Raw genomic sequence first — 23,520 nt, 5'->3', positions numbered from 1 at the left:
CATGGTGTCTCATGCCGGATCAGAAGTCTCGCGAGGTCTCCGCCGCGGCCGGCGCCGCCTTGGGCGTGTGCCGGAAGACGATGTAGTGGTAGAGCACGAAGCGCACCAGCACGATCACCGCGATGCTGCCGAGGTTGATCAGGTTCACCATCGCCGGTCCCGGTGCGCGGCCGGTCATGCCCTCGACCACGTCGGCGCCGAGCCAGACGATGCCCGCGCCCAGCCCGGTGCAGACCAGGTTGACGGCGAGGAACAGCACGATCTCGGCGACGCGCCCGCGCCGGTCGCGTCCGCGGAACGCCCACTCGCGGTTGCCGATGTACGCGTTCACCAGGGCGACCAGGCTCGCGGCGATCTTGCCGACGACGAGATCCCACCCGAAGGCGTAGACGAAGAGGTTGAATGCGCCGACCTCGATGAGTGTGCTGATGCCGCCGACGATCAGGAAGCGGGTGCCGACTCCCGCCAGACGGCGCAACCGGGAGCGGCGATCCATAGCCCTACTAGAATACCCGGGGGACGGTGCGGCCCGGGACGCCAGCGTGATCGGGTGGGATCCCGCTCCTTCCTCCGCGAAGACTCCACCGGTGCCGCCGTGGCTCCGATGGGTCCCGCCCCGGCCCGCACGGGCCCTCCATGAGAAGGCTCGAGGTTCGAGTGCAGTACGCCCACCTGGCCGTCGTGATGCCGGCCTACAACGAGGCCGAGGGCATCAGCGGCTTCATCGACGAGATCCGCGCCGCGGTCGCCCCGCTGGCGGAACGGGTGACCTTCGTCATCGCCGACGACCGCTCCACCGACGGCACGGCCGGCGCCCTGTCCGCCATCGACGACGTCGAGGTGCAGACCCAGCCGGCCAACCGCGGCCACGGCCCCACCGCTCTCGCCGCGTATCGCGGAGGGCTCGCACTCTCTCCCGACGCGATCGTGCACGTCGACGGCGACGGGCAGTTCCTCGGATCCGAGATCGCGTCCGCCGTGCGTGCCCTCGGTCGCACGGGCGCGGACGTCGTGCACGGCGTGCGCCACTCCCGCACCGACGCCTGGTACCGCCGCCTGCTCACCGCCGGCGTGCGCCTGCTGACCGCGGTCGTCGTCGGACGCGGTGTCCCCGACGTGAACACCCCGCTGCGCGCGTATCGCCCCGAGGCGCTGCAGATCCTCCTGAACGCCGTGCCCTCCGACGCCCTCGTGCCGCACGTGCACTTTTCCCTCGCCGAGGTCCGCGCCGGATTCGCCGTGCGCTACCTGCGCGTGCGCAGCATCCCGCGCCGCGGCGCGTCGAGCACCGGCACGATGTGGGGCAAGGTCGCCCGCCCGTCGCTGCCGCCCAAGAAGCTCGTGCTCTTCGCGCTCAGCGCGTTGCGCGAGACCTGGATGTGGTCGTTGCGCCCCGGGGCGCCGCTGCGGGCGCTCCAGTTCGAAGGACCCGGATCCGCATGACTCGACGCCTCTCCGGAATCGCGTTCTGGATCCTGCTCGGGCTGCTGATCGTCGCGAACGCGATCGTGATGTGGCACAGCCTGACCGTGCTGCGATTCTGGGAGGACGAGGCCTTCAACCTCACCGTGCCGCGAAATCTGCTCGCCGGCCTCGGCTATGCGAGCGACGGCACACTGTCGGGTTCGACCCTGACGCCTTTCGATCCGCGGATCTCCACCGGACCGGTCGTGCTGCTGCCGGTCGCCGGGGTGCTGGCGCTGGGCGTGGATCCGGTGATCGGCGCCCGGCTCGTGCCGCTCGCGTACTGGGTGCTGCTGCTGGTGGGGCTCGGCGTGCTGGGACGGCGCCTGGCCGGCCGCTTCGGCGCCCTCGCGGCTGTCGTGCTCCCGCTCGCGTTCAACACGGCCGACAGCGTCTCCCCCATCCAGGGTCCTGCAGACCTGCTCGGCGAGATCGCCGCAGCCGCGTTCATCGTGTGGGCGCTGATCGTGCTGCCGCGCCGCACCTGGCTCGCGGGGCTGCTGCTCGGACTGGCGGTGCAGGCGAAGCTCATCGCCCTGCTCGCCCTGCCCGCCTTCGCCGTCGCGCTCTTCCTGCTCGCCCCCGCCGCGCCGTTCTGGCGAAGGCTCGGCGCCACCCTGCGTCGCGCGATCGTGCCGCTGGTGTTCGTGGCCGCACCCACCGTGCTGATGGAGCTGATCGCGCTCGTCTCGCTCGGCCTCACGGGCTATGCCCGCCATGTGCGCGCGCTGGGCGGCTTCCTGCTCAGCGGCGGCCAGCACATCGAGCCGACCACGGTGCCGCAGAAGCTCGGCACGCTGGCCGGATCCTGGTTCGTGCCGTGGTGGCTCGTCGCCGTCGCGGTCCTCCTCGCCGCGGTCGTCGTGGTGTGGGCTGCGCTTCCCGGTCGTCGTGGGCGTGCAGAGGGCGGCACTCGCCTCCTCTCACCTGACGCGGATCCGCAGGGCGCTGATGCGCTCGCGCAGCCGCGCCCGCCGCGCTGGTGGGAGCGGGATCCGCAGCTGCTCGCGATCGGGTTCGGATCCGCTGTGGGCCTGCTCGCCTTCGTGGGCTGGTGGGCGCAGGCCGCTCAGCTGCCGCTGTGGGTGCGTCATCCCGCGGTGGGCGTGTTCGCCTTCGCCCCGATCCTCGCCGCGATCACGGTGCGCGCCGTGGTGACGCTGTGGCGGCGGTGCGGCGCCTCGAGCGCCCGCGGCCTCATGCGCGCGACGGCGGTCGCCGCCGCCGTCGCGCTGGCCGCCGTGGTCTCCGGTGGCGCGCTCGGAGACACCGTGCGCGCCACCCGCGCCCCTGCCGAATCCCTGGCCCAGCAGCGGGCCGCCGTCGCGCCTCTTGCGGAGTGGGTGCGCGACAACGACGTGGAGTGGCTCGCCGCGAAGCCCTGGGGCGGTCCGGTGTCGTCCGTCGTGCTCACCGGCGCGCACCTGGGGCTGTTCGACGCCCCCGCCATGCGCCACACCCCCACCCTGGGCTACGGCACGTGCGAGACGGGATCCCCCCTCGCCGCCGCCAACGGCATCGTGATCTGCCCCGCTCCCTAGCCCCCCTGCATATTCCGAGTCGTCCCTGTGAGCGCACCCTATGGCGTGCGCTCACAGGGACGACGCGGAATGTGGTGTCGGCGACCGGAGGGGGTGGGGGGCGTCGACGGGCAACGACGGACACCGCCGGACACCGCCGCCAACGACGAAGCCCGCCGCCCCACAGAGGGCGACGGGCTTCGTACGAGCGAGGGACCTTACTCGGCCTTCTCCTCCGCGGCGGCCTCGGCCGGGGCCTCAGCAGCCTCGGCGGCGGGGGCCTCGACGGCCTCCTCGACAACCTCGGCCGGAGCCTCGGCGGCGGGAGCAGCCTTCTCGGCCTTGGCGGGCTTCGCGGCGGCCTTCTTCACCTTGGGGGCGACGGGCTCGAGCACGAGCTCGATCACGGCCATGGGCGCGTTGTCGCCCTTGCGGTTGCCGACCTTGGTGATGCGGGTGTAGCCGCCCTCACGCTCGGCGACGAGCGGCGCGATCTCGGCGAACAGGATGTGCGTCGCCTCCTTGTTGCTGCGCAGAACCGTCAGCACGCGACGGCGTGCGTGCAGGTCGCCGCGCTTGGCGAAGGTGACGAGGCGCTCGGCCAGCGGACGCAGACGCTTGGCCTTGGTCTCGGTGGTCTTGATCGACTTGTGAACGAACAGCTGGGCGGCGAGGTTCGCAAGCAGCAGACGCTCGTGGGCCGGGCCGCCTCCGAGGCGGGGACCCTTGGTGGGCTTAGGCATTTGTTCTTACTCCTGGATCGGAAAGGTTCGGGTCAGCTGGCCGCTGCCAGATGACAGAACGGGTAGGTCAGAAGGACTCGTCTTCGGAGCCGCCGTAGAAGTGGGCGCCGTCGAAACCGGGCACCGAATCCTTCAACGACAGGCCGAGCGAGACGAGCTTGTCGCGCACCTCGTCCACCGACTTCTGTCCGAAATTGCGGATGTTCATGAGCTGCGTCTCCGAGAGGGCGACGAGCTCGGACACCGTGTTGATGCCTTCGCGCTTGAGGCAGTTGTACGAGCGGACCGACAGATCGAGGTCTTCGATCGGCATCGACAGCTCGTTCGAGAGCACGGCCTCGACCGGCGCCGGGCCGATCTCGATGCCCTCGGCCTCGACGTTCAGCTCGCGGGCGAGACCGAACAGCTCGGTCAGCGTGCGACCGGCCGAAGCGACGGCGTCGCGCGGGGCGATCGAGTTCTTGGTCTCGACATCCAGCACGAGCTTGTCGAAGTCGGTGCGCTCGCCGGCGCGGGTGGCGTCGACGCGGTAGCTGACCTTGAGCACGGGCGAGTAGATCGAGTCGATCGGCACCTGGCCGGCCTCGGCGTACTCGCTGCGGTTCTGCGCCGCGGAGACGTAGCCGCGGCCGCGCTCGATGGTGAGCTCGAGCTCGAACTTGGCAGTCTCGTTGAGGGTCGCGATGACCAGCTCGGGGTTGTGCACCTCGACACCGGCCGGAGCGGAGATGTCCGCCGCGGTGACCTCGCCGGCGCCGGTCTTGCGCAGGTAGGCCGTGATGGGCTCGTCGCGCTCCGAGGAGACGACCAGCTGCTTGATGTTGAGGATGATCTCGGTGACATCCTCCTTGACACCGGGGATGGTGCTGAACTCGTGGAGGACGCCGTCGATGCGGACGCTGGTCACGGCCGCGCCGGGGATCGAGGAGAGCAGGCTGCGACGCAGCGCGTTGCCGATCGTGTAGCCGAAGCCGGGCTCGAGCGGCTCGATGACGAACCGGCTGCGGTTCTCGGAGATCTTTTCCTCGGTGAGAGTGGGACGCTGTGCGATGAGCACTGTGTGTTCCTTTCGATCACGTGCCCGCTATATGACACGTGTGGGTGAGGTCTTGAGTTGTGGAAGAAACGCGGGTGAGGATCCCCGGTCTCGACGGGATCGAGATCCGGGGATCCTCAGAACGCGTCAGACGCGACGGCGCTTCGGCGGACGGCAGCCGTTGTGCGCCTGCGGCGTCACATCCTGGATCGAACCCACCTCGAGGCCAGCGGCCTGCAGCGAGCGGATCGCGGTCTCGCGGCCGGAGCCCGGACCCTTCACCAGGACGTCGACCTTCTTCACGCCGTGCTCGGCGGCCTGACGGGCGGCCGACTCCGCGGCCATGCCGGCGGCGTACGGGGTGGACTTGCGCGAGCCCTTGAAGCCCACGCCACCGGAGGACGCCCAGGCGATGACAGCGCCGGACGGGTCGGTGATCGAGACGATCGTGTTGTTGAACGTCGACTTGATGTGGGCCTGGCCCAGCGCGATGTTCTTCTTCTCCTTGCGGCGCGGCTTGCGCGCGGCGGCCTTAGGTGCAGCCATGAAAGTTTTCTCCTATTCCCTGGCCGCCGCTTAGCGGGCCTTCTTCTTGCCGGCGACGGTGCGCTTGGGGCCCTTGCGGGTGCGCGCGTTGGTCTTGGTGCGCTGACCGCGGACCGGCAGGCCACGACGGTGGCGGATGCCCTCGTAGGAGCCGATCTCGACCTTGCGGCGGATGTCGGCGGCGACCTCGCGACGGAGGTCACCCTCCACCTTGTAGGTGCCTTCGATGTAGTCGCGGAGGGCGACGAGCTGGTCGTCGGAGAGGTCCTTGACGCGGATCGACTCGTCGATCTCGGTGGCCTTGAGGATCTCGACCGAGCGGGTACGGCCGATGCCGTAGATGTACGTGAGGGCGATCACCACGCGCTTGTCGCGCGGGATGTCGACGCCGGCAAGACGTGCCATGCGGTAACTCCTGGAGTGTTGTGGAGGTGTGGAGCAGGATCGGTGCCCGGGCCTCCGCCCGAGGTGTCCCCCTTGCGGGTTCTGATCCTGCCGATGATGTGCCGGTCGTTGAGCGAGCGGAGCGAGACGAAACGCCTCGGATGCTCGCGCGACCTGTATTGAGTTGTGAGATTGCGAGAGTGTCGGGCCGGAGCCCGCAGCTCAGCCCTGGCGCTGCTTGTGGCGCGGGTTGCTCTTGCAGATCACCATGACGCGGCCGTGGCGGCGGATCACCTTGCAGTGGTCGCAGATCGGCTTGACGCTGGGGTTGACCTTCATGTTGTTTCCTTATCGCTGTCTTCACCGGGCAGGCGCGGACGCCTGGGGTGTTACTTCTCGACCGGCCTAGCGGTAGCGGTAGACGATGCGGCCGCGCGTGAGGTCGTAGGGCGAGAGCTCCACGACGACGCGATCCTCAGGGATGATGCGGATGTAGTTCTGCCGCATCTTTCCGGAGATCGTTGCAAGGACCTTGTGTCCGTTGGAGAGCTCAACGCGGAACATCGCGTTGGGCAGCGCCTCGGACACGACGCCTTCGATCTCGATGACACCGTCTTTCTTAGCCATAGCCTCGCTGACGCTTCTGCAGACCGGTCGATCTGCGGTGGGTGGGTGGAGTGGAACTGTGCGGATCCGGACACGCCGGACCAAGGCGCAAAGCACCAAGGATCTATGGTAGTCCGGATCCGCGGATCCGCAAAATGCGGCGTGGTTACTTCTGGTCGACGATGGCCTGCAGCTTCGCGACGTCGCTCTGCTTGCTGGTGTCGAGGCGCTGACCATTGATCTCGATCGTGGGCGTGCCCTGGATCTTGTGCGACGTCGCCTGCGCGGTCGGGAACTTGAAGAAGGTGCTCGCCTTGATCGTGGCCTCCGCCTTGTCGGCGCCGACCTGCTTCGCGTAGTCGATCAGCTGCTGGTCGGTGAGGCCGGGCGTGTTCTCCTGCGGCTGGTTCTCGAACAGGATGTTCAGGTAGTCGAGGAACTTGTCCGGGTTCTCCTGCGCGACGCTGTACGCCGCCGCGGCCGCGCGCGAGGAGTAGTTCGTGCCCTGCGAGAAACGGTCCAGGATCGCGATCGGGTGGTACTCGAGCGTGATCTTGTCCTCCTTCGCGAGCGCCTGGAGCTTCGAGCCGTACTCGCCCTCGAAGGTCTTGCAGATCGGGCACTGGAAGTCGACGAAGACGGCGACCTTGTCCTTGCCGGAGCCCGTGGTGACGGCGCCGGTGTCGGTGTTGATGATCGCGCTCTTCGGCACAGCGCCGGGATCCGTCGCCTTGTTGTTGAGCCAGACGACGACGCCGACGAGTGCGATGAGCACGGCGACGACGGCAGCGGTGATTCCGATGGCGAACCCGTTGGTCCTGCCCTTGGCAGCGGCCATGTGTGTGTCTCCTTGTCCAGACCCGCCCGGCGGATCCGCTCAGCTATGTCTCCCCATTGTGCCGTGTCCCGCCTTTGAGGGTCGTGGGAGTGCGGATTTCACGCCCGCAGCGCTGTCCCCCTGCGAGAAACCAAATCCTGCATGAGACCTGCCTCCTGCTGGCGAGTCTCATGCTGGATCTGGTTTCTCATGCACTCGAGCTTGGTCCTCCACAACAGACAGGCGCGCTCACTTGTCCGCGGAATGCGGGGTGGCACGTTCCGCGTACCGACCGTGGCACACGCTGGTGGGATGCCACTGCTCCTTGCCGATCGTGCCGCACTGACCTCCCCCGTACCTCTGCTGACGCGGGCAGAAGCTCGGGCGCGAGGGATCAGGCTGGATACGCCGGCCCACACGCGGATCCGCGCCGGGGTCTATGCCCCGACGAAGAGCTACGCGGAGCTTCCGGCTTGGGACCGCTATGCAGCGCGGGTCCACGCCTTCGTGCGCACCCATCCGGACGCGGTGCTCTGCCTCGAGTCCGCGGCAGTCGGGCACGGACTGCCTCGATTCGGTGAAACCCGTGACATCCACGTCCTCGATGGCGGTCGCGCTCATTCCCGGCGTTTCGGAGACGTCTGCGTCCACACCAGCACGCATTCTCGCGTCATCGAGCAGCGCGGACCGCTGTTCGTGACATCGCTGCTCGACACCACCGCCGATCTGGCGCGGAGTCTGCCTCCCGCACAGGCTCTGGCCGTCGTCGATGCCGCGATCTCGCGGCGGCAGGGTGGAACCCTGCGCGTGGAGTCACTGCGCACCCTCACTGCGGGACAGGCTTCCTCTCGAGGCTCCGCACAACTGCGTCGGTTGTGGGAGCACGCCGACGGCCGCGCCGAGTCGCCGGCGGAGAGCGTCAGTCGGGCCGTGATCCGCTGGTGTGGCTACGAGGAGCCGGAGCTCCAGCACGAGTTCCACTACGACGGCATCCTGGATCGGGTCGATTTCCTGTTCCGCTCGGTCGGGGCCGTCGGCGAGACGGACGGCTGGGGGAAGTACGACCTGGAGGATCCGGAGAAGGCGGCCGCGCACCTGCGCGACGAGAAGAGGCGCGAGGATCGGCTCCGACGCCACCACCACCCCTTCGCTCGGTGGGAACTCGCCGACGCGTGGCGGATCGATCCGCTGTGCCGTGCGCTCGATGCCGCACGCGTCCCGTTGACGCGCCCGAGAGAGAGCGCGATGCTCGCTACGCTCCGGGCACGCCCTCGCGAGGTGACCCGCCATCGCCCCGCGTAGTGGGCGCCCGAGAAACCGCATCCAGCGCGAGACCTAGCCACAGAACGCAGGTCTCATGCTGGATCTGGTTTCTCGGGCTGGACCACGAGGGACCGCCGCGCGGCGCGCGGCCGGCCGCTACGCGATCGGGGCCGGCGTGATGCCGTAGGCGGCGAGGCCCGCCGCTCCGCCGTCGGCGGCGGTCAGCACCCAGATGCCGCCGTCGTGCAGGGCGACGCTGTGCTCCCAGTGCGAACCGTCGGATCCGTCGGTCGTCGAGACGGTCCAGTCGTCGTCCTCGACGTACGTCTGGTCGGATCCCGCGGTCACCATGGGCTCGATCGCGAGCACGAGGCCGGGGCGCACCTCGGCGCCGCGGTCGGACGTGCGGTAGTTGAACAGGCTCGGCGCCTCGTGCATCTTGCGGCCGATGCCGTGCCCGACGTACTCGCGCAGGATCCCGTAAGGCTTCCCGGAGACGGGTGAGGGGCCCGCGCCGAGGATGTGGTCCTCGATGGCCGCGCTGATGTCGCCCAGGTGCTTCGCGGACGCCATTGCCGCGATCCCGGCCCACATGGATCCCTCCGTCACGTCGGAAAGGGTCTGCCGCGCGGCGACGAGCTCCGCCTGCTCCGCGTCGGGCACGATGACGGTGATCGCGCTGTCGCCGTTCCAGCCCCGGAACTGGGCGCCGCAGTCGATCGAGACGATGTCGCCGGGCTGCAGCACGCGGGAGCCCGGGATCCCGTGCACGACCTGGTCGTTGACCGAGATGCACGTCGTGTGCCGGTAGCCGCGCACGAGCTTGAAGTTCGACTCGGCGCCGCGATCCAGGATCACGCGCTCGGCGATCGCGTCGAGCTCCCCCGTCGTGATGCCCGGACGCACGGCGGCGCGCACCGCGGTGAGCGCCGCGCCGGTGATCAGGCCGGGCTCGACCATCGTCCCCAGCTGGGCACGACTCTTGTAGATGGAGCGGCGGAACGCCACGTCAGACCGCAGCCGTGCGCACGAGACCGCGGACGCCCAGCGCCGCGAAGATGCGCTCCGTGATCTCGTCGAGGCTGCCGACGCCGTCGATCGTGTCCACGATGCCGCGCGCGCCGTAGGCCTCGAGGATCGGAGCGGTCTGAGCCTCGTAGATGTCCAGACGGTGCGCGATGGCCTCGGGGGTGTCGTCGGCGCGGCCCTGCTCGGTCGCCCGCAGCTCGAGGCGGGCGATGCTCTCCGCACGCGGCACGTCGAGCAGGATCACGGCGTCGAGCGCCGTGCCCGCCTCGGCCAGGAACGCGTCCAGGTCGCCGACCTGCGCGGCATTGCGGGGGTAGCCGTCGAGGAGGAAGCCGGCCTCGGCGTCGGGCTGGGACAGGCGGTCCCGCACGAGTGCGCCGGTCAGTTCGTCCGAGACGAGGTCGCCCGCGTCGAGGATCGCCGTGACCTGCTTGCCGAGGGGGGTGCCCTCCTTGATGTTGGCACGGAAGATGTCGCCCGTGGAGACCACCGGAACACCGTACGCTTCCGCGATCCGCACCCCCTGCGTGCCCTTGCCGGAGCCCTGGGGGCCCACGATCAGCAGGCGTGCGGTGGAGGTTGCGGATGCCGTCATCGTAGGAGCCCTTCGTAGTGTCGCTGCTGCAGCTGTGCATCGATCTGTTTGACCGTCTCCAGGCCGACGCCGACGATGATCAGGATCGACGCGCCGCCGAACGGGAAGTTCTGGTTCGCCCCCACCGTGGCCAGCGCGATCAGCGGGATCAGCGCGATGAGGCCCAGGTAGAGGGATCCGGGCAGCGTGATGCGGGTGAGCACGTAGTCGAGGTACTCGGCCGTGGGACGGCCCGCACGGATGCCGGGGATGAAGCCGCCGTACTTCTTCATGTTGTCCGCGACCTCGGTCGGGTTGAACGTGATCGCGACGTAGAAGTAGGTGAAGCCGATGATCAGCAGAAAGTACGTGATCATGTAGATCGGGTGGTCGCCCTTGACGAAGTACGTCATGATCCAGGTCGCCCACGCGGGCGGCGTCTTGCCGTCCTGCGGGATGTTGAACTGCGCGACCAGCATCGGGATGTACAGCAGCGACGAGGCGAAGATGACGGGGATCACGCCCGCCATGTTGACCTTGATCGGGATGTAGGTGTTGGTGCCGCCGTACGTGCGGCGGCCGACCATGCGCTTCGCGTACTGCACCGGGATCCGGCGCTGGGACTGCTCGATGAAGACGACCAGCGTCATCACGACGATGCCGACGAGCAGCACGAGCAGGAAGATCTCGAAGCCCTTGGTCTGCATGATGGCCCACATCGCGCCGGGGAAGGTCGCGGCGATCGAGGTGAAGATCAGCAGCGACATGCCGTTGCCGATGCCCTTCTCCGTGACGAGCTCGGCGAACCACATGATGAGGCCGGTGCCGGCGGTCAGCGTGATGATGAGGAGCAGCTGCGCCCACCACACGTCGTTGGTGAGCAGCTGGTTGCAGGCGGCGACGCCGGTCTGGCCGAAGAGCTGGCCGGTGCGCGCGACCGTGACGAGGGTCGTCGACTGCAGCAGCGCCAGCGCGATGGTGACGTAGCGCGTGTACTGCGTGAGCTTGGCCTGGCCGGCCTGGCCCTCCTTGTGCAGCGCCTCGAAGTGCGGGATCACCACGCGCAGCAGCTGGGTGATGATCGAGGCCGTGATGTACGGCATGACGCCGAGGGCGAAGATCGACAGCTTCAGCAGCGCGCCGCCGGAGAACAGATTGACGAGCCCGAGCAGTCCCTCGGTGCCGCTGTTCTGGGCGAGGCACTCTGCGACGTTCGGGAAGCTCACGAACGGAGCGGGCACGGTGGATCCGAGGCGGTAGATCGCGATGATCACGATCGTGAAGCCGATCTTGCGTCGAAGATCAGGCGTGCGGAAGATCCGCGCGATGGCGCTGAACAAAAGCTTGCCTTCCTGCAAAGGGATGACGCCCGACGAGGGACAGTCAATTACCCAGGGTAACGCAAGAGGGGCCGGAGATATCTCCGGCCCCTCTCGACGGGTGTTACTTGATGGATCCGCCGGCGGCGACGATCTTCTGCTCAGCGGAGCTGGAGACCTTGTCGACCGACACGGTCAGAGCCACGGCGATGTCGCCGTTGCCCAGGACCTTGACCTTCTCGTTCTTGCGGACCGCGCCCTTGGCGACCAGGTCGGCGACGGTCACGTCGCCACCGGCCGGGTAGAGCTCGGCGAGCTTCTCCAGGTTCACGACCTGGTACTCCACACGGAACGGGTTCTTGAACCCGCGCAGCTTCGGGGTGCGCATGTGCAGCGGCATCTGCCCACCCTCGAAACCGACGCGAACGGTGTTGCGGGCCTTGGTGCCCTTGGTGCCGCGACCGGCGGTCTTGCCCTTGGAGCCCTCACCGCGACCGACACGGGTCTTCGCGGTGTTGGCGCCGGGGACCGGACGCAGGTGGTGCACCTTCAGGACGCCGGGGCGCGAGACCGTGGTCTCCTCCGCCTTCTTGGCAGCCGGCTTCTTGGCAGCGGTCTTGGTGGCCGCTTCCTTCTTCTCAGCCATTAGTCGATCTCCTCAACCTTGACGAGGTGAGCGACCGCGCGGACATAGCCGCGGGTCTGGGCATCGTCGGGACGGACGACCGAGTCGCCGATCCGCTTGAGGCCGAGCGAACGCAGCGTGTCGCGCTGGTTCTGCTTCTCACTCACCTTGGACTTGACCTGCGTGACCTTGAGGCGCGCAGCCATCAGGCACCTGCCTTCTGCGCAGCGATGGCCTCGGCCTCTGCGCGGACGAGACGCGCCGGGGCGACCTGGTCGAACTCGAGGCCACGACGCGCGGCGACCGCACGGGGCTCCTCGAGCTGCTTCAGGGCCTCCACCGTCGCGTGCACGATGTTGATCGTGTTCGACGAACCGAGCGACTTCGACAGCACGTCGTGGATACCGGCGCACTCGAGCACGGCGCGGACCGGACCACCGGCGATGACACCGGTACCGGCAGCGGCCGGACGGAGCAGCACGACGCCGGCAGCGGCCTCGCCCTGCACCGGGTGCGGGATGGTGCTCGCGGAGCGCGGCACGCGGAAGAAGTTGCGCTTGGCCTCCTCGACACCCTTCGAGATGGCGAGCGGGACTTCGCGGGCCTTGCCGTAGCCGACACCCACGAGACCGTTGCCGTCGCCCACCACGACGAGCGCGGTGAAGCTGAAGCGACGGCCGCCCTTGACGACCTTGGACACGCGGTTGATGGTCACCACGCGCTCGAGGAACTGGTTGTCCCCACGGTCGCGGGAGTTGCGGTCGCGGCCGCCCTGGCCGCGGTCACGGCCACCACGGCCGCCGCGGCGCTCATCGCGCTGCGGAGCCTCGGAACCGGCCGCGTTCTCGGCGGCAGGAGCCGTCTCGGTCACTTCGTTCTCCTTGATGTCACTCACAGTGCCAGCCCCCCTTCACGGGCGCCATCGGCGATGGCCGCGACGCGACCGGCGTACCGGTTGCCACCACGGTCGAACACGGCCTCCGAGACGCCGGCGGCCTTCGCACGCTCGGCGACGAGCTCGCCGACCTTGCGCGCCTTGGCGGTCTTGTCACCGTCGAAGCCGCGCAGGTCGGTCTCGAGGGTGGAGGCACTGGCCACGGTGTGGCCCTTGCTGTCGTCGACCAGCTGCACGAAGACGTGGCGGGCCGAACGGGTGACGACCAGGCGCGGACGCGCCTCGGTGCCCTGGATCTTCTTGCGAAGACGGGCGTGACGACGCGAGCGGGCGTCGGACTTCGTCTTGATAGCCATGGTTACTTACCACTCTTTCCGGCCTTGCGACGCACGACCTCGCCGGCGTAGCGCACGCCCTTGCCCTTGTACGGCTCGGGCTTGCGGATCTTGCGGATGTTCGCAGCCGCCTCGCCGACGGCCTGCTTGCTGATGCCGCTGACGGTGAGCTTGTTGTTGCCCTCGACCGTCAGGGTGATGCCGGCGGGCGGGTCGATCAGGACCGGGTGCGAGAAGCCGAGGGCGAACTCGACCGAGCTGCCCTTCTGCTGCACGCGGTAACCGGTGCCGACGACCTCGAGGCCCTTGGAGTAGCCCTGGGTCACGCCGATGATGTCGTTGTTGATGAGCGTGCGGGTCAGACCGTGCAGCGAACGCGAGGCGCGCTCGTCGTCCGGACGGGTGACGAGAACCTGGTTCTCCTCGACCGACACCTCGATGGGAGAGGCCACGGTGAGCGTGAGCTCGCCCTTCGGGCCCTTCACCGAGACCGCACGGCCGTCGACCGAAACGGTCACGCCCGCGGGGATCTCGATGGGAAGTCGTCCAATACGCGACATTTCAGATCACCACACGTAGGCGAGAACTTCTCCGCCCACGCCCTTCTGCTCTGCCTGGCGGTCCGTGAGGAGCCCCGAGGAGGTGGACAGGATCGCGACGCCGAGGCCGCCGAGGACCTTGGGCAGCTCGGTCGACTTCGCGTAGACGCGGAGGCCGGGCTTGGAGACGCGCTTGATGCCGGCGATCGACCGCTCGCGGTTCGGGCCGTACTTCAGCGAGATGGTGAGGTTGGTGCCGACGCGGGCGTCGGTGACCTCCCAGCCCGAGATGTAGCCCTCCTGCTGGAGGATCTCAGCGATGTGGGTCTTCAGCTTGCTCGACGGCAGGGTCACGGAGTCGTGATGCGCCGAGTTCGCGTTGCGCAGACGGGTCAGCAGATCTGCGACCGGGTCTGTCATCGTCATAGTTGTCTTCTTTCGTTCATGAGGTTCCGGCTGCCGTTACACGGCAGACGGCCTGCGATGAGCACGCAATTTTCAATTGTACGTCACCGCGGACTGCCGCGCAGACCGCGGAACGGTCGTTGAGCGAGGCGGCGGAGCCGCGGAGCCGAAACGGCCCGAAGACCGGATCCCGAGGACAAGCCCCGGGATCCGGTCTTCAGAACATGGCCTTACGCCTGCGCGTCGTTCGACTTGAACGGGAAGCCGAGGTGGCGCAGCAGGGCGCGACCCTCGTCGTCGTTCTTCGCCGTGGTGACGACGGTGATGTCGAAACCGCGGACGCGGTCGATCCGGTCCTGATCGATCTCGTGGAACACGCTCTGCTCCGTGAGACCGAAGGTGTAGTTGCCGTTGCCGTCGAACTGCTTGTCCGAGAGACCGCGGAAGTCGCGGATACGGGGCAGTGCGAGGTTCACGAGGCGGTCCACGAACTCCCAGGCGCGGTCACCGCGGAGGGTGACGTGCGCGCCGATGGGCTGTCCCTCGCGCAGCTTGAACTGCGCGATGGACTTGCGGGCCTTCGTGACGATCGGCTTCTGGCCGGTGATCTTGGTGAGGTCGTCGACCGCACCATCGATCACCTTGGAGTCGCGAGCCGCCTCACCGACACCGGTGTTGACGACGACCTTGACCAGGCCGGGGATCTGCATGACGTTCTCGTAGCCGAACTCGTCCTGCAGAGCCTTCTTGATCTCGTTGTTGTACTTCGCCTTGAGGCGGGGCTGCACCTTGACAGCGCCCGCGGCGTCAGCAGCCGCCATCAGAGGTCCTTACCGCTCTTCTTCGCGTAGCGCACGCGGACCGTGCGCTTCACGCCGTCCTTGACCTGCTCCTCGACGCGGTGGCCGACCTTGGTCGGCTTCTTCGTCTCGGGGTCGACCAGGGCGACGTTCGAGATGTGGATGGGGGCCTCGATGGTCTCGATGCCGCCCGTCTTCGTGCCGCGCTGCGTCTGGCCGACGCGGGTGTGCTTGGTGGCGTAGTTCACGCCCTCCACGATCACGCGGTTCTGCTCGACGAGGACCTCGAGGACCTTGCCCTGCTTGCCGCGGTCGCCGCCCTTTTCCTGCTTGCGGCCCGAGATGACCTGAACCAGGTCACCCTTCTTGATGTTCGCCATGAGTTACAGCACCTCCGGGGCGAGCGAGACGATCTTCATGAACTTCTTGTCACGAAGCTCGCGGCCGACCGGACCGAAGATACGGGTGCCGCGGGGCTCCCCGTCGTTCTTCAGGATCACGGCGGCGTTCTCGTCGAACTTGATGTACGAGCCGTCGGAACGACGGGTCTGCTTCTTGGTGCGGACGATGACCGCCTTGACGACGTCGCCCTTCTTGACGTTCCCACCGGGGATCGCGTCCTTGACCGTGGCGACGATGATGTCGCCCAGGCCCGCGTAGCGACGGCTGGAGCCGCCGAGCACGCGGATGGTGAGCAGCTCCTTGGCGCCGGTGTTGTCGGCGACCTTGAGTCGGGACTCGGTCTGGATCACTTTGCCTTCTCCAGGATCTCCACCAGACGCCAGCGCTTGGTGGCGCTCAGCGGGCGGGTCTCGTTGATGAGAACGAGGTCGCCGATGCCGGCGGTGTTGTTCTCGTCGTGCGCCTTGACCTTCGTCGTACGGCGGATGACCTTGCCGTACAGCGGGTGCTTCACGCGGTCCTCGACCTCGACGACGATGGTCTTGTCCATCTTGTCGCTGACGACGTAGCCGCGGCGCGACTTGCGGTAGCCACGAGCATCGGCGTCGCGCACGTCGTGCGAGACGACCTCTGCCTCAGCGGCAGCAGCCTTCTTCTCAGCCATTACTCGGCCTCCTCCTTCGGCGCGTCAGCCTCGTCGGCCTTCTTCGCCTTTGCCTTGGACGCCTTCTTGGCCGGAGCCTCGACCGGAGCGGGCGTCGCACGGATGCCCAGCTCGCGCTCGCGGATCACGGTGTACAGGCGCGCGATGTCGCGCTTGACGGCGCGGATGCGGCCGTGGCTCTCCAGCTGGCCGGTGGCCGACTGGAAACGGAGGTTGAACAGCTCCTCCTTGGCCTTGCGCAGCTCCTCGACGAGGCGCTGGTCTTCGAACGTGTCGAGCTCGGTCACACCGAGCTCCTTGGTGCCGATCGCCATTACGCGTCGCCCTCCTCGCGCTTGATGATGCGTGCCTTGAGCGGCAGCTTGTGAATGGCACGGGTGAGGGCCTCGCGAGCGAGTTCCTCGCTGACGCCCGCGACCTCGAAGAGGACGCGACCCGGCTTGACGTTGGCGACCCACCACTCGGGGGAACCCTTACCGGAACCCATGCGGGTCTCGGCAGGCTTCTTCGTGAGCGGACGGTCGGGGTAGATGTTGATCCACACCTTTCCACCACGCTTGATGTGACGGGTCATCGCGATACGAGCGGACTCGATCTGACGGTTGGTCACGTAGGCGGGGGTGAGGGCCTGGATGCCGAACTCGCCGAAGGAGACCTTCGTGCCGCCGGTCGCCGCACCATCACGCTTGGGGTGATGCTGCTTGCGGTACTTGACCTTACGAGGGATAAGCATCAGGCAGACGCTCCTTCTGCGACGGGAGCCTCGTTGCGCGGGCCACGGCGGCGGTCGCCACCACGGTCGTCACGACGGGACTTCGGTGCGTTGGCCTGCTCGCGAGCAAGCTCCTTGTTGGTGAGGTCGCCCTTGTAGATCCAGACCTTCACGCCGATGCGGCCGAAGGTGGTCTTGGCCTCGTAGAAGCCGTAGTCGATGTTCGCGCGCAGCGTGTGCAGCGGCACACGACCCTCGCGGTAGAACTCCGACCGGCTCATCTCCGCGCCGCCGAGGCGACCCGAGACCTGGATCCGGATGCCCTTCGCACCCGCGCGCTGGGCACCCTGGAGGCCCTTGCGCATGGCACGACGGAACGCGACGCGAGCAGAGAGCTGCTCGGCGATGCCCTGGGCGACGAGCTGAGCGTCGGCCTCGGGGTTCTTCACCTCGAGGATGTTCAGCTGGATCTGCTTGCCCGTGAGCTTCTCGAGGTCTCCGCGGATGCGCTCGGCCTCGGCGCCGCGGCGGCCGATGACGATGCCCGGGCGTGCGGTGTGGATGTCCACACGCACGCGGTCGCGGGTGCGCTCGATCTCGATGTTGCTCACGCCGGCGCGGTCGAGCTGCGTCTGCAGGAGCTTGCGGATCTTGATGTCCTCGGCGACGTAGTCGGCGTAGCGCTGACCCGGCTTGGTCGAGTCAGAGAACCACCGGGACACGTGGTCCGTGGTGATGCCGAGGCGGAAGCCGTACGGGTTTACCTTCTGTCCCATTACTTGCTCGCCTTCTCGTTCTTGGCGACCTCAGGGGTGGCCAGCACGACCGTGATGTGGCTCGTGCGCTTCTTGATCTGGAACGCGCGGCCCTGGGCGCGGGGCTGGAAACGCTTGAGCGTCGTCCCCTCGTCCACGAAGGCGTTCTTGATGTAGAGATCCTGCTCATCGAGGAACTCGCCGTCACGATCGGCCTTCACCTGAGCGTTGGCGATCGCGGAGTGCACGAGCTTGTAGATCGGCTCGGAGGCGCTCTGCTGCGCGAACTTCAGGATGGCGAGGGCCTCCTGCGCCTGCTTGCCCTTGATGAGGGCGACGACACGACGAGCCTTCTGCGGGGTCACGCGGATGTGCTTCACGCGTGCGACGGATTCGACCATTAGCGGCGCCGCCCCTTCTTGTCGTCCTTCTCGTGGCCGCGGAAGGTGCGGGTGGGCGCGAACTCGCCCAGCTTGTGACCGACCATGGTCTCGGACACGAACACGGGGATGTGCTTGCGTCCGTCGTGCACGGCGATGGTGTGTCCCAGCATGGCGGGGATGATCATCGACCGGCGCGACCAGGTCTTGATGACGTTCTTGGTACCGGCATCGTTCTGAACGATCACCTTGCGAAGCAGGTGCTCGTCGACGAAGGGGCCCTTCTTAAGACTGCGAGGCATCTTCTCTTACTCCTACTTGCGCTTCTTGCCAGCGTTACGGCGACGCACGATGTACTTGTCGCTTTCCTTGTTGGCGTGACGGGTGCGTCCCTCAGCCTGGCCCCACGGGGAGACGGGGTGACGTCCACCGGACGTCTTGCCCTCACCACCACCGTGCGGGTGATCCACCGGGTTCATGGCGACACCACGGACGGTCGGGCGAACGCCCAACCAGCGCTTGCGGCCGGCCTTGCCCCAGTTGATGTTGGACTGCTCGGCGTTGCCGACCTCGCCGATCGTCGCACGGCAGCGCGCGTCGACGTTGCGGATCTCGCCCGAGGGCAGACGCAGCTGGGCGTAGGGGCCGTCCTTCGCGACCAGGCGCACGGAGACGCCGGCCGAGCGCGCCATCTTCGCGCCGCCGCCGGGGCGGAGCTCGATGGCGTGGATGACGGTACCCGTCGGGATGTTCTTCAGCGGGAGGTTGTTGCCCGGCTTGATGTCAGCGCCGGCACCCGACTCGACGATGTCGCCCTGCTTCAGCTTGTTCGGCGCGATGATGTAGCGCTTCTCGCCGTCGAAGTAGTGCAGCAGCGCGATGCGCGCGGTGCGGTTGGGGTCGTACTCGATGTGAGCGACCTTGGCGTCGATGCCGTCCTTGTCATTGCGACGGAAGTCGATGACGCGGTACTGGCGCTTGTGGCCACCACCGATGTGACGGGTCGTGATGCGGCCCTGGTTGTTGCGGCCACCGGTCTTGCTCAGCGGGCGCAGCAGCGACTTCTCCGGCGTCGATCGGGTGATCTCGGCGAAGTCTGCCACCGACGAGCCGCGGCGACCCGGGGTCGTGGGCTTGTACTTGCGAATAGCCATGTTCTGTCCTTATCCCCCGGTCAGTTCACTGCCGTGAAGATGTCGATGGTGCCCGACTTCAGGGCCACGATCGCGCGCTTGGTGTCCTTGCGCTTGCCGGTGCCGAAGCGGGTGCGGCGAGCCTTGCCGACGCGGTTGATCGTGTTGACGCTCGCGACCTTGACGTCGAAGATCTTCTCGATGGCGAGCTTGATCTCGGTCTTGGAGGCGCGGGGGTCCACCAGGAAGGTGTACTTGCCCTCGTCGATCAGGCCGTAGCTCTTCTCGGAGACGACCGGCTTCAGGATGATGTCGCGCGGGTCCTTGTTGGCAGCCGCGGCGAGGATGTTGTCGCTCATGCGGAGACCTCCTCGGTTGCGCCGGACTTCTGCGCGACGAACGCGTCGAAGGCCGCCTTGGTGAAGACGATGTCGTCGGAGTTGACCACGTCGTAGGCGTTCAGCTGGTCGGCGTACAGCACGTGCACGGAGACCAGGTTGCGGACGCTCAGGGCGGTGAGGTCGTCCTCGCGGTCGATGACCACGAGGACGTTCTTGCCCGGGAGCGCCTTCAGGTAGGCGGCGGCCGTCTTGGTGGACGGCTTGCCCTCGATGCCGAAGGACTCGACGACGTGCAGGCGCTCACCGCGGAAGCGGTCGCTCAGCGCACCCACGAGGGCGGCGGCGATCATCTTCTTGGGGGTGCGCTGCGAGTAGTCGCGCGGCTTCGGGCCGTGGACGATGCCACCACCGGTCATGTGCGGCGCGCGGATGGAGCCCTGACGGGCGTTACCCGTGCCCTTCTGCTTGAAGGGCTTGCGACCGGCACCGGAGACCTCACCGCGACGCTTGGTCGAGTGGGTGCCCTGGCGTGCCGCGGCGAGCTGCGCGACGACGACCTGGTGGATCAGCGGAACGTTGGTCTTGGCGTCGAAGATCGCGGCGGGGGCGTCGACCGTACCGGTCTTCTTGCCGCCGGCGAACACGTCGAGCGTCAGAGTGGTGTCAGCCATGGGACTCAGGCACCCTTCACTGCGTTGCGGACGTAGACGATGCGGCCGCGTGCACCGGGGACGGCGCCCTTGACGAGCAGCAGACCCTTCTCGGCGTCGACGGCGTGCACCGTGAGGTTGAGGACGGTCACGCGCTCGCCACCCATGCGACCCGCCATACGCATGCCCTTGAAGACACGGCTCGGGGTCGAGGAAGCACCGATGGAACCGGGCTTGCGGTGGTTGCGGTGCGAACCGTGCGAAGCGGAGACACCCTTGAAGTTGTGGCGCTTCATGACACCGGCGAAGCCCTTGCCCTTGCTGGTGCCGACGACGTCGACCAGCTGGCCGGCCTCGAAGGTGCCGTCAACGGTGAGCTCCTGGCCCAGCGCGTAGTCGCCGGCATCCGCGGTGCGGATCTCGGTGACGTGGCGACGCGGGGTGACCCCGGCGGCCTCGAAGTGCTTGGCGAGGGGCTGCGTGACCTTGCGCGGGTCGATCTGACCGGCCGCGATCTGCACGGCGTTGTAGCCGTCCTTCTCGGGGGTGCGGATCTGGGTGACCACGTTCGGGGCCAGCTCGATCACGGTGACCGGGATCAGCTTGCCGTTCTCGTTCCAGACCTGGGTCATGCCGAGCTTGGTGCCGAGCAGGCCCTTGGAAATCTTTGCGTTGATGTCGACCATCGTGATCCCCTTACAGCTTGATCTCGATGTTGACGTCAGCAGGAAGGTCGAGACGCATGAGCGAGTCAACGGCCTTCGGCGTCGGGTCGACGATGTCGATCAGACGCTTGTGGGTGCGCATCTCGAAGTGCTCGCGGCTGTCCTTGTACTTGTGGGGCGACCGGATGACGCACACGACGTTCTTCTCGGTCGGAAGCGGCACCGGGCCGACGACAGTCGCGCCCGCACGGGTCACGGTGTCGACGATCTTGCGGGCCGACGTGTCGATGACCTCGTGGTCATACGACTTCAGGCGAATGCGGATCTTCTGTCCCGCCATTGTCTGCTCTCTCTCATTAAGCGTCTTACCTGCCCGGACCGGGTGATCCGGGGGCATTGGACGCGCGACGGCGCGTTCTGCGCCTTCGCACTCCTCCTCCTGGCCCGGATCCTTGCGGATCGAGCCTTTCGAAGGGGCGCACCACTGTTCTGCTGTCAGCCCGGGGCCTTGCGACCCGCGGAAGCCGACCCCCGCACAGGGCAGGGCCTCGGTGAAGAGGTGTCGGTTGTCTGTTCTGCTGCCCGCGGCCCAGATCCCTGCGACCGCTTCCCTGGATCTCTCCGTGGAAAGGGCGCCGTCTGTGCACTGCCCTGGCAGTGATCCGGCGCGCATCGGGACGCGCACCGGAATGTGGAACCTCAATAGTCTACGTGCAGCCCGGGCGTGTCGCAAACTCGGGCGTGTCGCGGCGGCGTGTCGCACGCACGCCGCCGCGACCTGCCTCCTCGGGTCAGGCGTACCAGGTGACCTGCGTGACGACCTGATCGAATTGCGTGCCGGACAGGGTTCCGGAGACCGTCTTCGAGAAGGCCGCGGCGACCGGGGTCACCTGGTCGCCTGGCAGGACGTACTGGAGGCGGCTGGAGGTCTGATCGGGTCCTACCGCGCCCGCGAAGGCGAACGCGTAGTGCGCGACATCCGCGGAGACCACGACCCCGGCGAAGCTCCATCCGGTGCCGGTGACCGTCGGCACGGTCGTCGTGTCCAGGCCGGCGAGGGGCACGTCGATCACCAGAACGGCGCTGGTGACAGGGCTCGCCGCGCTCCAGTCGACTCGGAAATCCGCCGAACCGGTCATCGTGACGAAGAGGTTCGCCTTCGCCTCCGGGCTCCAGCTCGACTGGACCCCGTTCTGCGCGAACGTATCCACATGGACCGTCGTGTGCGCGCTCGGCGTTCCGGTGCTCGCCGCATGAGCGGGGACGGCTGCGACGGCGGCGATGACCGGGACGCTCCACGCCGCGCCCTTCAGGATCCGTCGTCGCGGGATTCCTGCTCCATCGATGCGCTCCCTGCTCACAATGCCTCCCAAACGGCTCACCGCCGCGATGTCCCGGGCATCGGCTCCGCCATGCCCTGCTTCGAGTCCGCCGATCCCTCGGCGCGCGGCGCCCCAGGACGACCGCATGATTTCGATGCAAACGCATGGAAATGAGAGAGGTCCGTGGACGGGAGACGATGCGTCGCAGCAGGTATGACGACACGACGCACGCGGTATCGCGCGCGTCAGGGCGCCGGGAGTCAGTGGTGGTTCGCCTTGCGCAGCGCAGAGGGCGCGGGCAGACCTTCGCGAACCATCGCGCGCGCGAGGGAGGAGCCTCCGGAGAACCCGATGCGCCGCGCGATCTCATCGATGCTGGACGACCCGGCCGGGTCGTCTGCGATCAGGCGGACGGCGGCATCGATGCGGACGCGCCGAACCTCCGCGGCGATCGAGGTCCCCTGGGCGCGGAACAGCCGCTCCAGCTGCCGCACCGAGAGGTTGGCCGCCTCCGCGATGCGGCGGGAACCCAGGTCCGGATCCGGATAGGCACGCAGGATCGCGGCTGTCGCCTGCCGCAACGGCTCAGGCGCATCCTGAACGTCGCCCTCCGCGGCCAGGCGTGCGATCATGTCGCCGAGGAGCGCCTCAATGTGCGCGTCCTGCACTGCGTCCTCTCGGACCGGCGCCCCGGCGACGTCCGCGGCGAACGAGAGGACGCCGCGGACGAGCGCCCTGTTCCCGGAGACCCGGCGTACGCCCGGAGCAACGCCATGGTGCGATGCGGGGAGCGCGGGGAGGGAGACCGACACGAGCTCCACGGGACGCAGCACTGCCAACGTCGCTTCGGTCCCCGACATCAGCAGTGCGTGCTTCGCGGTCAGCTCGAAGGGCGTCTCTCCCCCACGCAGAGCGAGGCGTCCGCGTCGCACCCCGTGCAGGCTCACCGTGCCTTCGGGGGCGCTGAGGCTCAGCCCGCCCCCCGTGACGCGGCACACGCGGATGCGCACGACGCCGAACGCGCGCTCCAGGATCTGCATCCCGCGGAGGCCATCCGCAGGAACTGCGAACCCGCCGACCGTGCGTTCCGCCGCCCCGAAGACGCTCAACTCCGCGCTCCGCGGATCGAGGGCGTGCTGCGGACAGCCCGCCTGCCGCCATACATCATGTCTACCGCTCCCCAGCAGCGTCTCCCCATGCATCCGCTCAACCCCATGAGAGCGGACTCGTCCTCCCCCGGAGGACCGTACTCACGTTAGTGCATGGCGGGAGAGCGCACGCCGAGAGCCCCGTGCACGGCCGAGGCACGACGAAGGGCGGAGCGCCGCAGCACTCCGCCCTTCGGAGGAAGTCAGTTCGGGGTCACTCGTTGCCCACGGACTTGTCGAGGTTCTCGCGGACGCCGTCGATCTGCTCGGCCGCACCGGGGGCGACCTTCTTGGCGAGATCCGCGGCTCCCCCGAGGATGGTGTCGCTGATTCCCTCGGCCTGCTCGCTGTGCAGAGCCTCGTCGATCTTGTCCTTGTTCTGCTCGATGAAATCCTTGCCCTTGTTCACGGCGTCGTTGATGGCGTCTTCGAGACCCATGGGGTTCCC

At 67.8% G+C, this 23,520-nt stretch carries 37 protein-coding genes; 3 read left to right on the top strand and 34 right to left on the bottom strand.

Going from position 1 to position 23,520, the window contains the following annotated elements:
• Positions 1 to 19: 19 nt before the first annotated feature.
• Entirely contained in the window at positions 20 to 496 is a 477-nt protein-coding gene (locus ACFC1J_RS06225; protein WP_375903475.1) for a GtrA family protein, read from the bottom strand.
• Between the two features lie 140 nt (positions 497 to 636).
• Here ACFC1J_RS06225 and ACFC1J_RS06220 point away from each other — a divergent pair, with 140 nt between their 5' ends.
• Together ACFC1J_RS06220 and ACFC1J_RS06215 are read left to right on the top strand one after the other, a co-directional pair.
• Positions 637 to 1,443: a glycosyltransferase family 2 protein gene (locus ACFC1J_RS06220; protein ID WP_375903473.1), complete on the top strand. Its 807-nt coding sequence runs from the start codon at positions 637 to 639 to the stop codon at positions 1,441 to 1,443.
• Positions 1,440 to 3,005, top strand: coding sequence for a hypothetical protein (locus ACFC1J_RS06215; protein WP_375903471.1), 1,566 nt, complete (start codon positions 1,440 to 1,442; stop codon positions 3,003 to 3,005). Before ACFC1J_RS06220 ends, ACFC1J_RS06215 begins: the two co-directional genes overlap by 4 nt.
• A gap of 197 nt (positions 3,006 to 3,202) precedes the next feature.
• Here the strand turns inward: ACFC1J_RS06215 and rplQ are convergent, their stop codons facing one another.
• From rplQ to ACFC1J_RS06180, 7 genes are all read right to left on the bottom strand, one after another.
• On the bottom strand, positions 3,203 to 3,727 hold the full coding sequence (rplQ, locus tag ACFC1J_RS06210; protein WP_375903469.1) for a 50S ribosomal protein L17: 525 nt from the start codon (positions 3,725 to 3,727) through the stop codon (positions 3,203 to 3,205).
• Between the two features lie 67 nt (positions 3,728 to 3,794).
• Positions 3,795 to 4,784: a DNA-directed RNA polymerase subunit alpha gene (locus ACFC1J_RS06205; RefSeq protein WP_105686048.1), complete on the bottom strand. Its 990-nt coding sequence runs from the start codon at positions 4,782 to 4,784 to the stop codon at positions 3,795 to 3,797.
• A gap of 126 nt (positions 4,785 to 4,910) precedes the next feature.
• Positions 4,911 to 5,309, bottom strand: coding sequence for a 30S ribosomal protein S11 (gene rpsK / locus ACFC1J_RS06200; RefSeq protein WP_017829189.1), 399 nt, complete (start codon positions 5,307 to 5,309; stop codon positions 4,911 to 4,913).
• Positions 5,310 to 5,339: 30 nt separating this feature from the next.
• Positions 5,340 to 5,714 (bottom strand): 30S ribosomal protein S13, encoded by a 375-nt coding sequence (gene rpsM, locus ACFC1J_RS06195; protein ID WP_292723411.1) that lies wholly within the window; start codon positions 5,712 to 5,714, stop codon positions 5,340 to 5,342.
• Positions 5,715 to 5,915: 201 nt separating this feature from the next.
• Positions 5,916 to 6,032: a 50S ribosomal protein L36 gene (gene rpmJ, locus ACFC1J_RS06190; RefSeq protein ID WP_005050492.1), complete on the bottom strand. Its 117-nt coding sequence runs from the start codon at positions 6,030 to 6,032 to the stop codon at positions 5,916 to 5,918.
• 66 nt (positions 6,033 to 6,098) lie between these two features.
• Positions 6,099 to 6,320, bottom strand: coding sequence for a translation initiation factor IF-1 (infA, locus tag ACFC1J_RS06185; RefSeq protein ID WP_018171468.1), 222 nt, complete (start codon positions 6,318 to 6,320; stop codon positions 6,099 to 6,101).
• Positions 6,321 to 6,465: 145 nt separating this feature from the next.
• Positions 6,466 to 7,137 (bottom strand): DsbA family protein, encoded by a 672-nt coding sequence (locus tag ACFC1J_RS06180; RefSeq protein ID WP_375903466.1) that lies wholly within the window; start codon positions 7,135 to 7,137, stop codon positions 6,466 to 6,468.
• A gap of 675 nt (positions 7,138 to 7,812) precedes the next feature.
• Here ACFC1J_RS06180 and ACFC1J_RS06175 point away from each other — a divergent pair.
• Positions 7,813 to 8,418 carry a hypothetical protein gene (locus ACFC1J_RS06175; protein ID WP_375903464.1) on the top strand — a complete coding sequence of 202 codons (606 nt, stop codon included), beginning with the start codon at positions 7,813 to 7,815 and terminating at the stop codon, positions 8,416 to 8,418.
• 117 nt (positions 8,419 to 8,535) lie between these two features.
• Here the strand turns inward: ACFC1J_RS06175 and map are convergent, their stop codons facing one another.
• The 26 genes from map to ACFC1J_RS06045 all read right to left on the bottom strand — a co-directional run bounded on the left by map (position 8,536) and on the right by ACFC1J_RS06045 (position 23,511).
• Positions 8,536 to 9,387, bottom strand: a complete 852-nt coding sequence (gene map / locus ACFC1J_RS06170; RefSeq protein ID WP_375903462.1) for a type I methionyl aminopeptidase — start codon at positions 9,385 to 9,387, stop codon at positions 8,536 to 8,538.
• Between the two features lies 1 nt (position 9,388).
• Positions 9,389 to 10,003, bottom strand: a complete 615-nt coding sequence (locus ACFC1J_RS06165; protein WP_375903460.1) for an adenylate kinase — start codon at positions 10,001 to 10,003, stop codon at positions 9,389 to 9,391.
• Positions 10,000 to 11,322: a preprotein translocase subunit SecY gene (secY, locus tag ACFC1J_RS06160; RefSeq protein ID WP_375903458.1), complete on the bottom strand. Its 1,323-nt coding sequence runs from the start codon at positions 11,320 to 11,322 to the stop codon at positions 10,000 to 10,002. The genes ACFC1J_RS06165 and secY overlap by 4 nt, the downstream gene beginning before the upstream one ends.
• 103 nt (positions 11,323 to 11,425) lie before the next feature.
• On the bottom strand, positions 11,426 to 11,947 hold the full coding sequence (rplO, locus tag ACFC1J_RS06155) for a 50S ribosomal protein L15 (RefSeq protein WP_105686040.1): 522 nt from the start codon (positions 11,945 to 11,947) through the stop codon (positions 11,426 to 11,428).
• Positions 11,947 to 12,132, bottom strand: a complete 186-nt coding sequence (gene rpmD, locus ACFC1J_RS06150; RefSeq protein WP_045249910.1) for a 50S ribosomal protein L30 — start codon at positions 12,130 to 12,132, stop codon at positions 11,947 to 11,949. The genes rplO and rpmD overlap by 1 nt, the downstream gene beginning before the upstream one ends.
• Positions 12,132 to 12,821 (bottom strand): 30S ribosomal protein S5, encoded by a 690-nt coding sequence (rpsE, locus tag ACFC1J_RS06145; RefSeq protein WP_374208780.1) that lies wholly within the window; start codon positions 12,819 to 12,821, stop codon positions 12,132 to 12,134. The genes rpmD and rpsE overlap by 1 nt, the downstream gene beginning before the upstream one ends.
• Positions 12,818 to 13,177, bottom strand: coding sequence for a 50S ribosomal protein L18 (rplR, locus tag ACFC1J_RS06140; RefSeq protein WP_267920971.1), 360 nt, complete (start codon positions 13,175 to 13,177; stop codon positions 12,818 to 12,820). The genes rpsE and rplR overlap by 4 nt, the downstream gene beginning before the upstream one ends.
• Before the next feature lie 2 nt (positions 13,178 to 13,179).
• On the bottom strand, positions 13,180 to 13,716 hold the full coding sequence (rplF, locus tag ACFC1J_RS06135) for a 50S ribosomal protein L6 (protein WP_375903455.1): 537 nt from the start codon (positions 13,714 to 13,716) through the stop codon (positions 13,180 to 13,182).
• Between the two features lie 6 nt (positions 13,717 to 13,722).
• Positions 13,723 to 14,121: a 30S ribosomal protein S8 gene (gene rpsH / locus ACFC1J_RS06130; protein WP_045271051.1), complete on the bottom strand. Its 399-nt coding sequence runs from the start codon at positions 14,119 to 14,121 to the stop codon at positions 13,723 to 13,725.
• Between the two features lie 209 nt (positions 14,122 to 14,330).
• Positions 14,331 to 14,921: a 50S ribosomal protein L5 gene (rplE, locus tag ACFC1J_RS06125; protein ID WP_292722884.1), complete on the bottom strand. Its 591-nt coding sequence runs from the start codon at positions 14,919 to 14,921 to the stop codon at positions 14,331 to 14,333.
• Entirely contained in the window at positions 14,921 to 15,280 is a 360-nt protein-coding gene (rplX, locus tag ACFC1J_RS06120) for a 50S ribosomal protein L24 (RefSeq protein WP_045249916.1), read from the bottom strand. The genes rplE and rplX overlap by 1 nt, the downstream gene beginning before the upstream one ends.
• A gap of 3 nt (positions 15,281 to 15,283) precedes the next feature.
• Positions 15,284 to 15,652 (bottom strand): 50S ribosomal protein L14, encoded by a 369-nt coding sequence (gene rplN / locus ACFC1J_RS06115; RefSeq protein WP_375903452.1) that lies wholly within the window; start codon positions 15,650 to 15,652, stop codon positions 15,284 to 15,286.
• Complete coding sequence (gene rpsQ / locus ACFC1J_RS06110) at positions 15,649 to 15,966, bottom strand: 30S ribosomal protein S17 (protein WP_052674221.1); 318 nt, start codon at positions 15,964 to 15,966, stop codon at positions 15,649 to 15,651. The genes rplN and rpsQ overlap by 4 nt, the downstream gene beginning before the upstream one ends.
• On the bottom strand, positions 15,966 to 16,280 hold the full coding sequence (gene rpmC, locus ACFC1J_RS06105) for a 50S ribosomal protein L29 (RefSeq protein WP_045271047.1): 315 nt from the start codon (positions 16,278 to 16,280) through the stop codon (positions 15,966 to 15,968). The genes rpsQ and rpmC overlap by 1 nt, the downstream gene beginning before the upstream one ends.
• Positions 16,280 to 16,699, bottom strand: a complete 420-nt coding sequence (rplP, locus tag ACFC1J_RS06100) for a 50S ribosomal protein L16 (protein ID WP_045271046.1) — start codon at positions 16,697 to 16,699, stop codon at positions 16,280 to 16,282. Before rplP ends, rpmC begins: the two co-directional genes overlap by 1 nt.
• Positions 16,699 to 17,454, bottom strand: coding sequence for a 30S ribosomal protein S3 (gene rpsC, locus ACFC1J_RS06095; protein WP_233312362.1), 756 nt, complete (start codon positions 17,452 to 17,454; stop codon positions 16,699 to 16,701). Before rpsC ends, rplP begins: the two co-directional genes overlap by 1 nt.
• On the bottom strand, positions 17,454 to 17,834 hold the full coding sequence (rplV, locus tag ACFC1J_RS06090) for a 50S ribosomal protein L22 (protein ID WP_375903449.1): 381 nt from the start codon (positions 17,832 to 17,834) through the stop codon (positions 17,454 to 17,456). The genes rpsC and rplV overlap by 1 nt, the downstream gene beginning before the upstream one ends.
• The gene (gene rpsS / locus ACFC1J_RS06085) at positions 17,834 to 18,115 is read right to left on the bottom strand and encodes a 30S ribosomal protein S19 (RefSeq protein ID WP_045271043.1); all 282 of its coding nucleotides are present in this window, start codon (positions 18,113 to 18,115) and stop codon (positions 17,834 to 17,836) included. Before rpsS ends, rplV begins: the two co-directional genes overlap by 1 nt.
• Positions 18,116 to 18,127: 12 nt before the next feature.
• Entirely contained in the window at positions 18,128 to 18,967 is an 840-nt protein-coding gene (gene rplB, locus ACFC1J_RS06080) for a 50S ribosomal protein L2 (protein ID WP_105686034.1), read from the bottom strand.
• A gap of 20 nt (positions 18,968 to 18,987) precedes the next feature.
• Positions 18,988 to 19,305, bottom strand: a complete 318-nt coding sequence (gene rplW / locus ACFC1J_RS06075) for a 50S ribosomal protein L23 (RefSeq protein WP_045249924.1) — start codon at positions 19,303 to 19,305, stop codon at positions 18,988 to 18,990.
• A complete protein-coding gene (rplD, locus tag ACFC1J_RS06070) occupies positions 19,302 to 19,958 on the bottom strand; it encodes a 50S ribosomal protein L4 (RefSeq protein WP_375903446.1) in 657 nt (218 codons plus the stop codon). The genes rplW and rplD overlap by 4 nt, the downstream gene beginning before the upstream one ends.
• 5 nt (positions 19,959 to 19,963) lie before the next feature.
• Positions 19,964 to 20,623 (bottom strand): 50S ribosomal protein L3, encoded by a 660-nt coding sequence (rplC, locus tag ACFC1J_RS06065; protein ID WP_045271040.1) that lies wholly within the window; start codon positions 20,621 to 20,623, stop codon positions 19,964 to 19,966.
• 10 nt (positions 20,624 to 20,633) lie between these two features.
• Positions 20,634 to 20,942, bottom strand: coding sequence for a 30S ribosomal protein S10 (rpsJ, locus tag ACFC1J_RS06060; protein ID WP_017201594.1), 309 nt, complete (start codon positions 20,940 to 20,942; stop codon positions 20,634 to 20,636).
• 451 nt (positions 20,943 to 21,393) lie between these two features.
• Entirely contained in the window at positions 21,394 to 21,963 is a 570-nt protein-coding gene (locus ACFC1J_RS06055) for a hypothetical protein (RefSeq protein WP_375903443.1), read from the bottom strand.
• A gap of 221 nt (positions 21,964 to 22,184) precedes the next feature.
• Positions 22,185 to 22,964, bottom strand: a complete 780-nt coding sequence (locus ACFC1J_RS06050) for a helix-turn-helix domain-containing protein (RefSeq protein ID WP_375903441.1) — start codon at positions 22,962 to 22,964, stop codon at positions 22,185 to 22,187.
• A 322-nt stretch (positions 22,965 to 23,286) separates the two neighbouring features.
• Positions 23,287 to 23,511, bottom strand: a complete 225-nt coding sequence (locus ACFC1J_RS06045) for a hypothetical protein (RefSeq protein ID WP_375903439.1) — start codon at positions 23,509 to 23,511, stop codon at positions 23,287 to 23,289.
• Between the last annotated feature and the right edge of the window lie 9 nt (positions 23,512 to 23,520).

It is taken from the genome of Microbacterium sp. NPDC056052, assembly GCF_042266785.1.
Lineage (GTDB): Bacteria > Actinomycetota > Actinomycetes > Actinomycetales > Microbacteriaceae > Microbacterium.
This window is presented reverse-complemented; position numbering and strand designations above follow the sequence as displayed.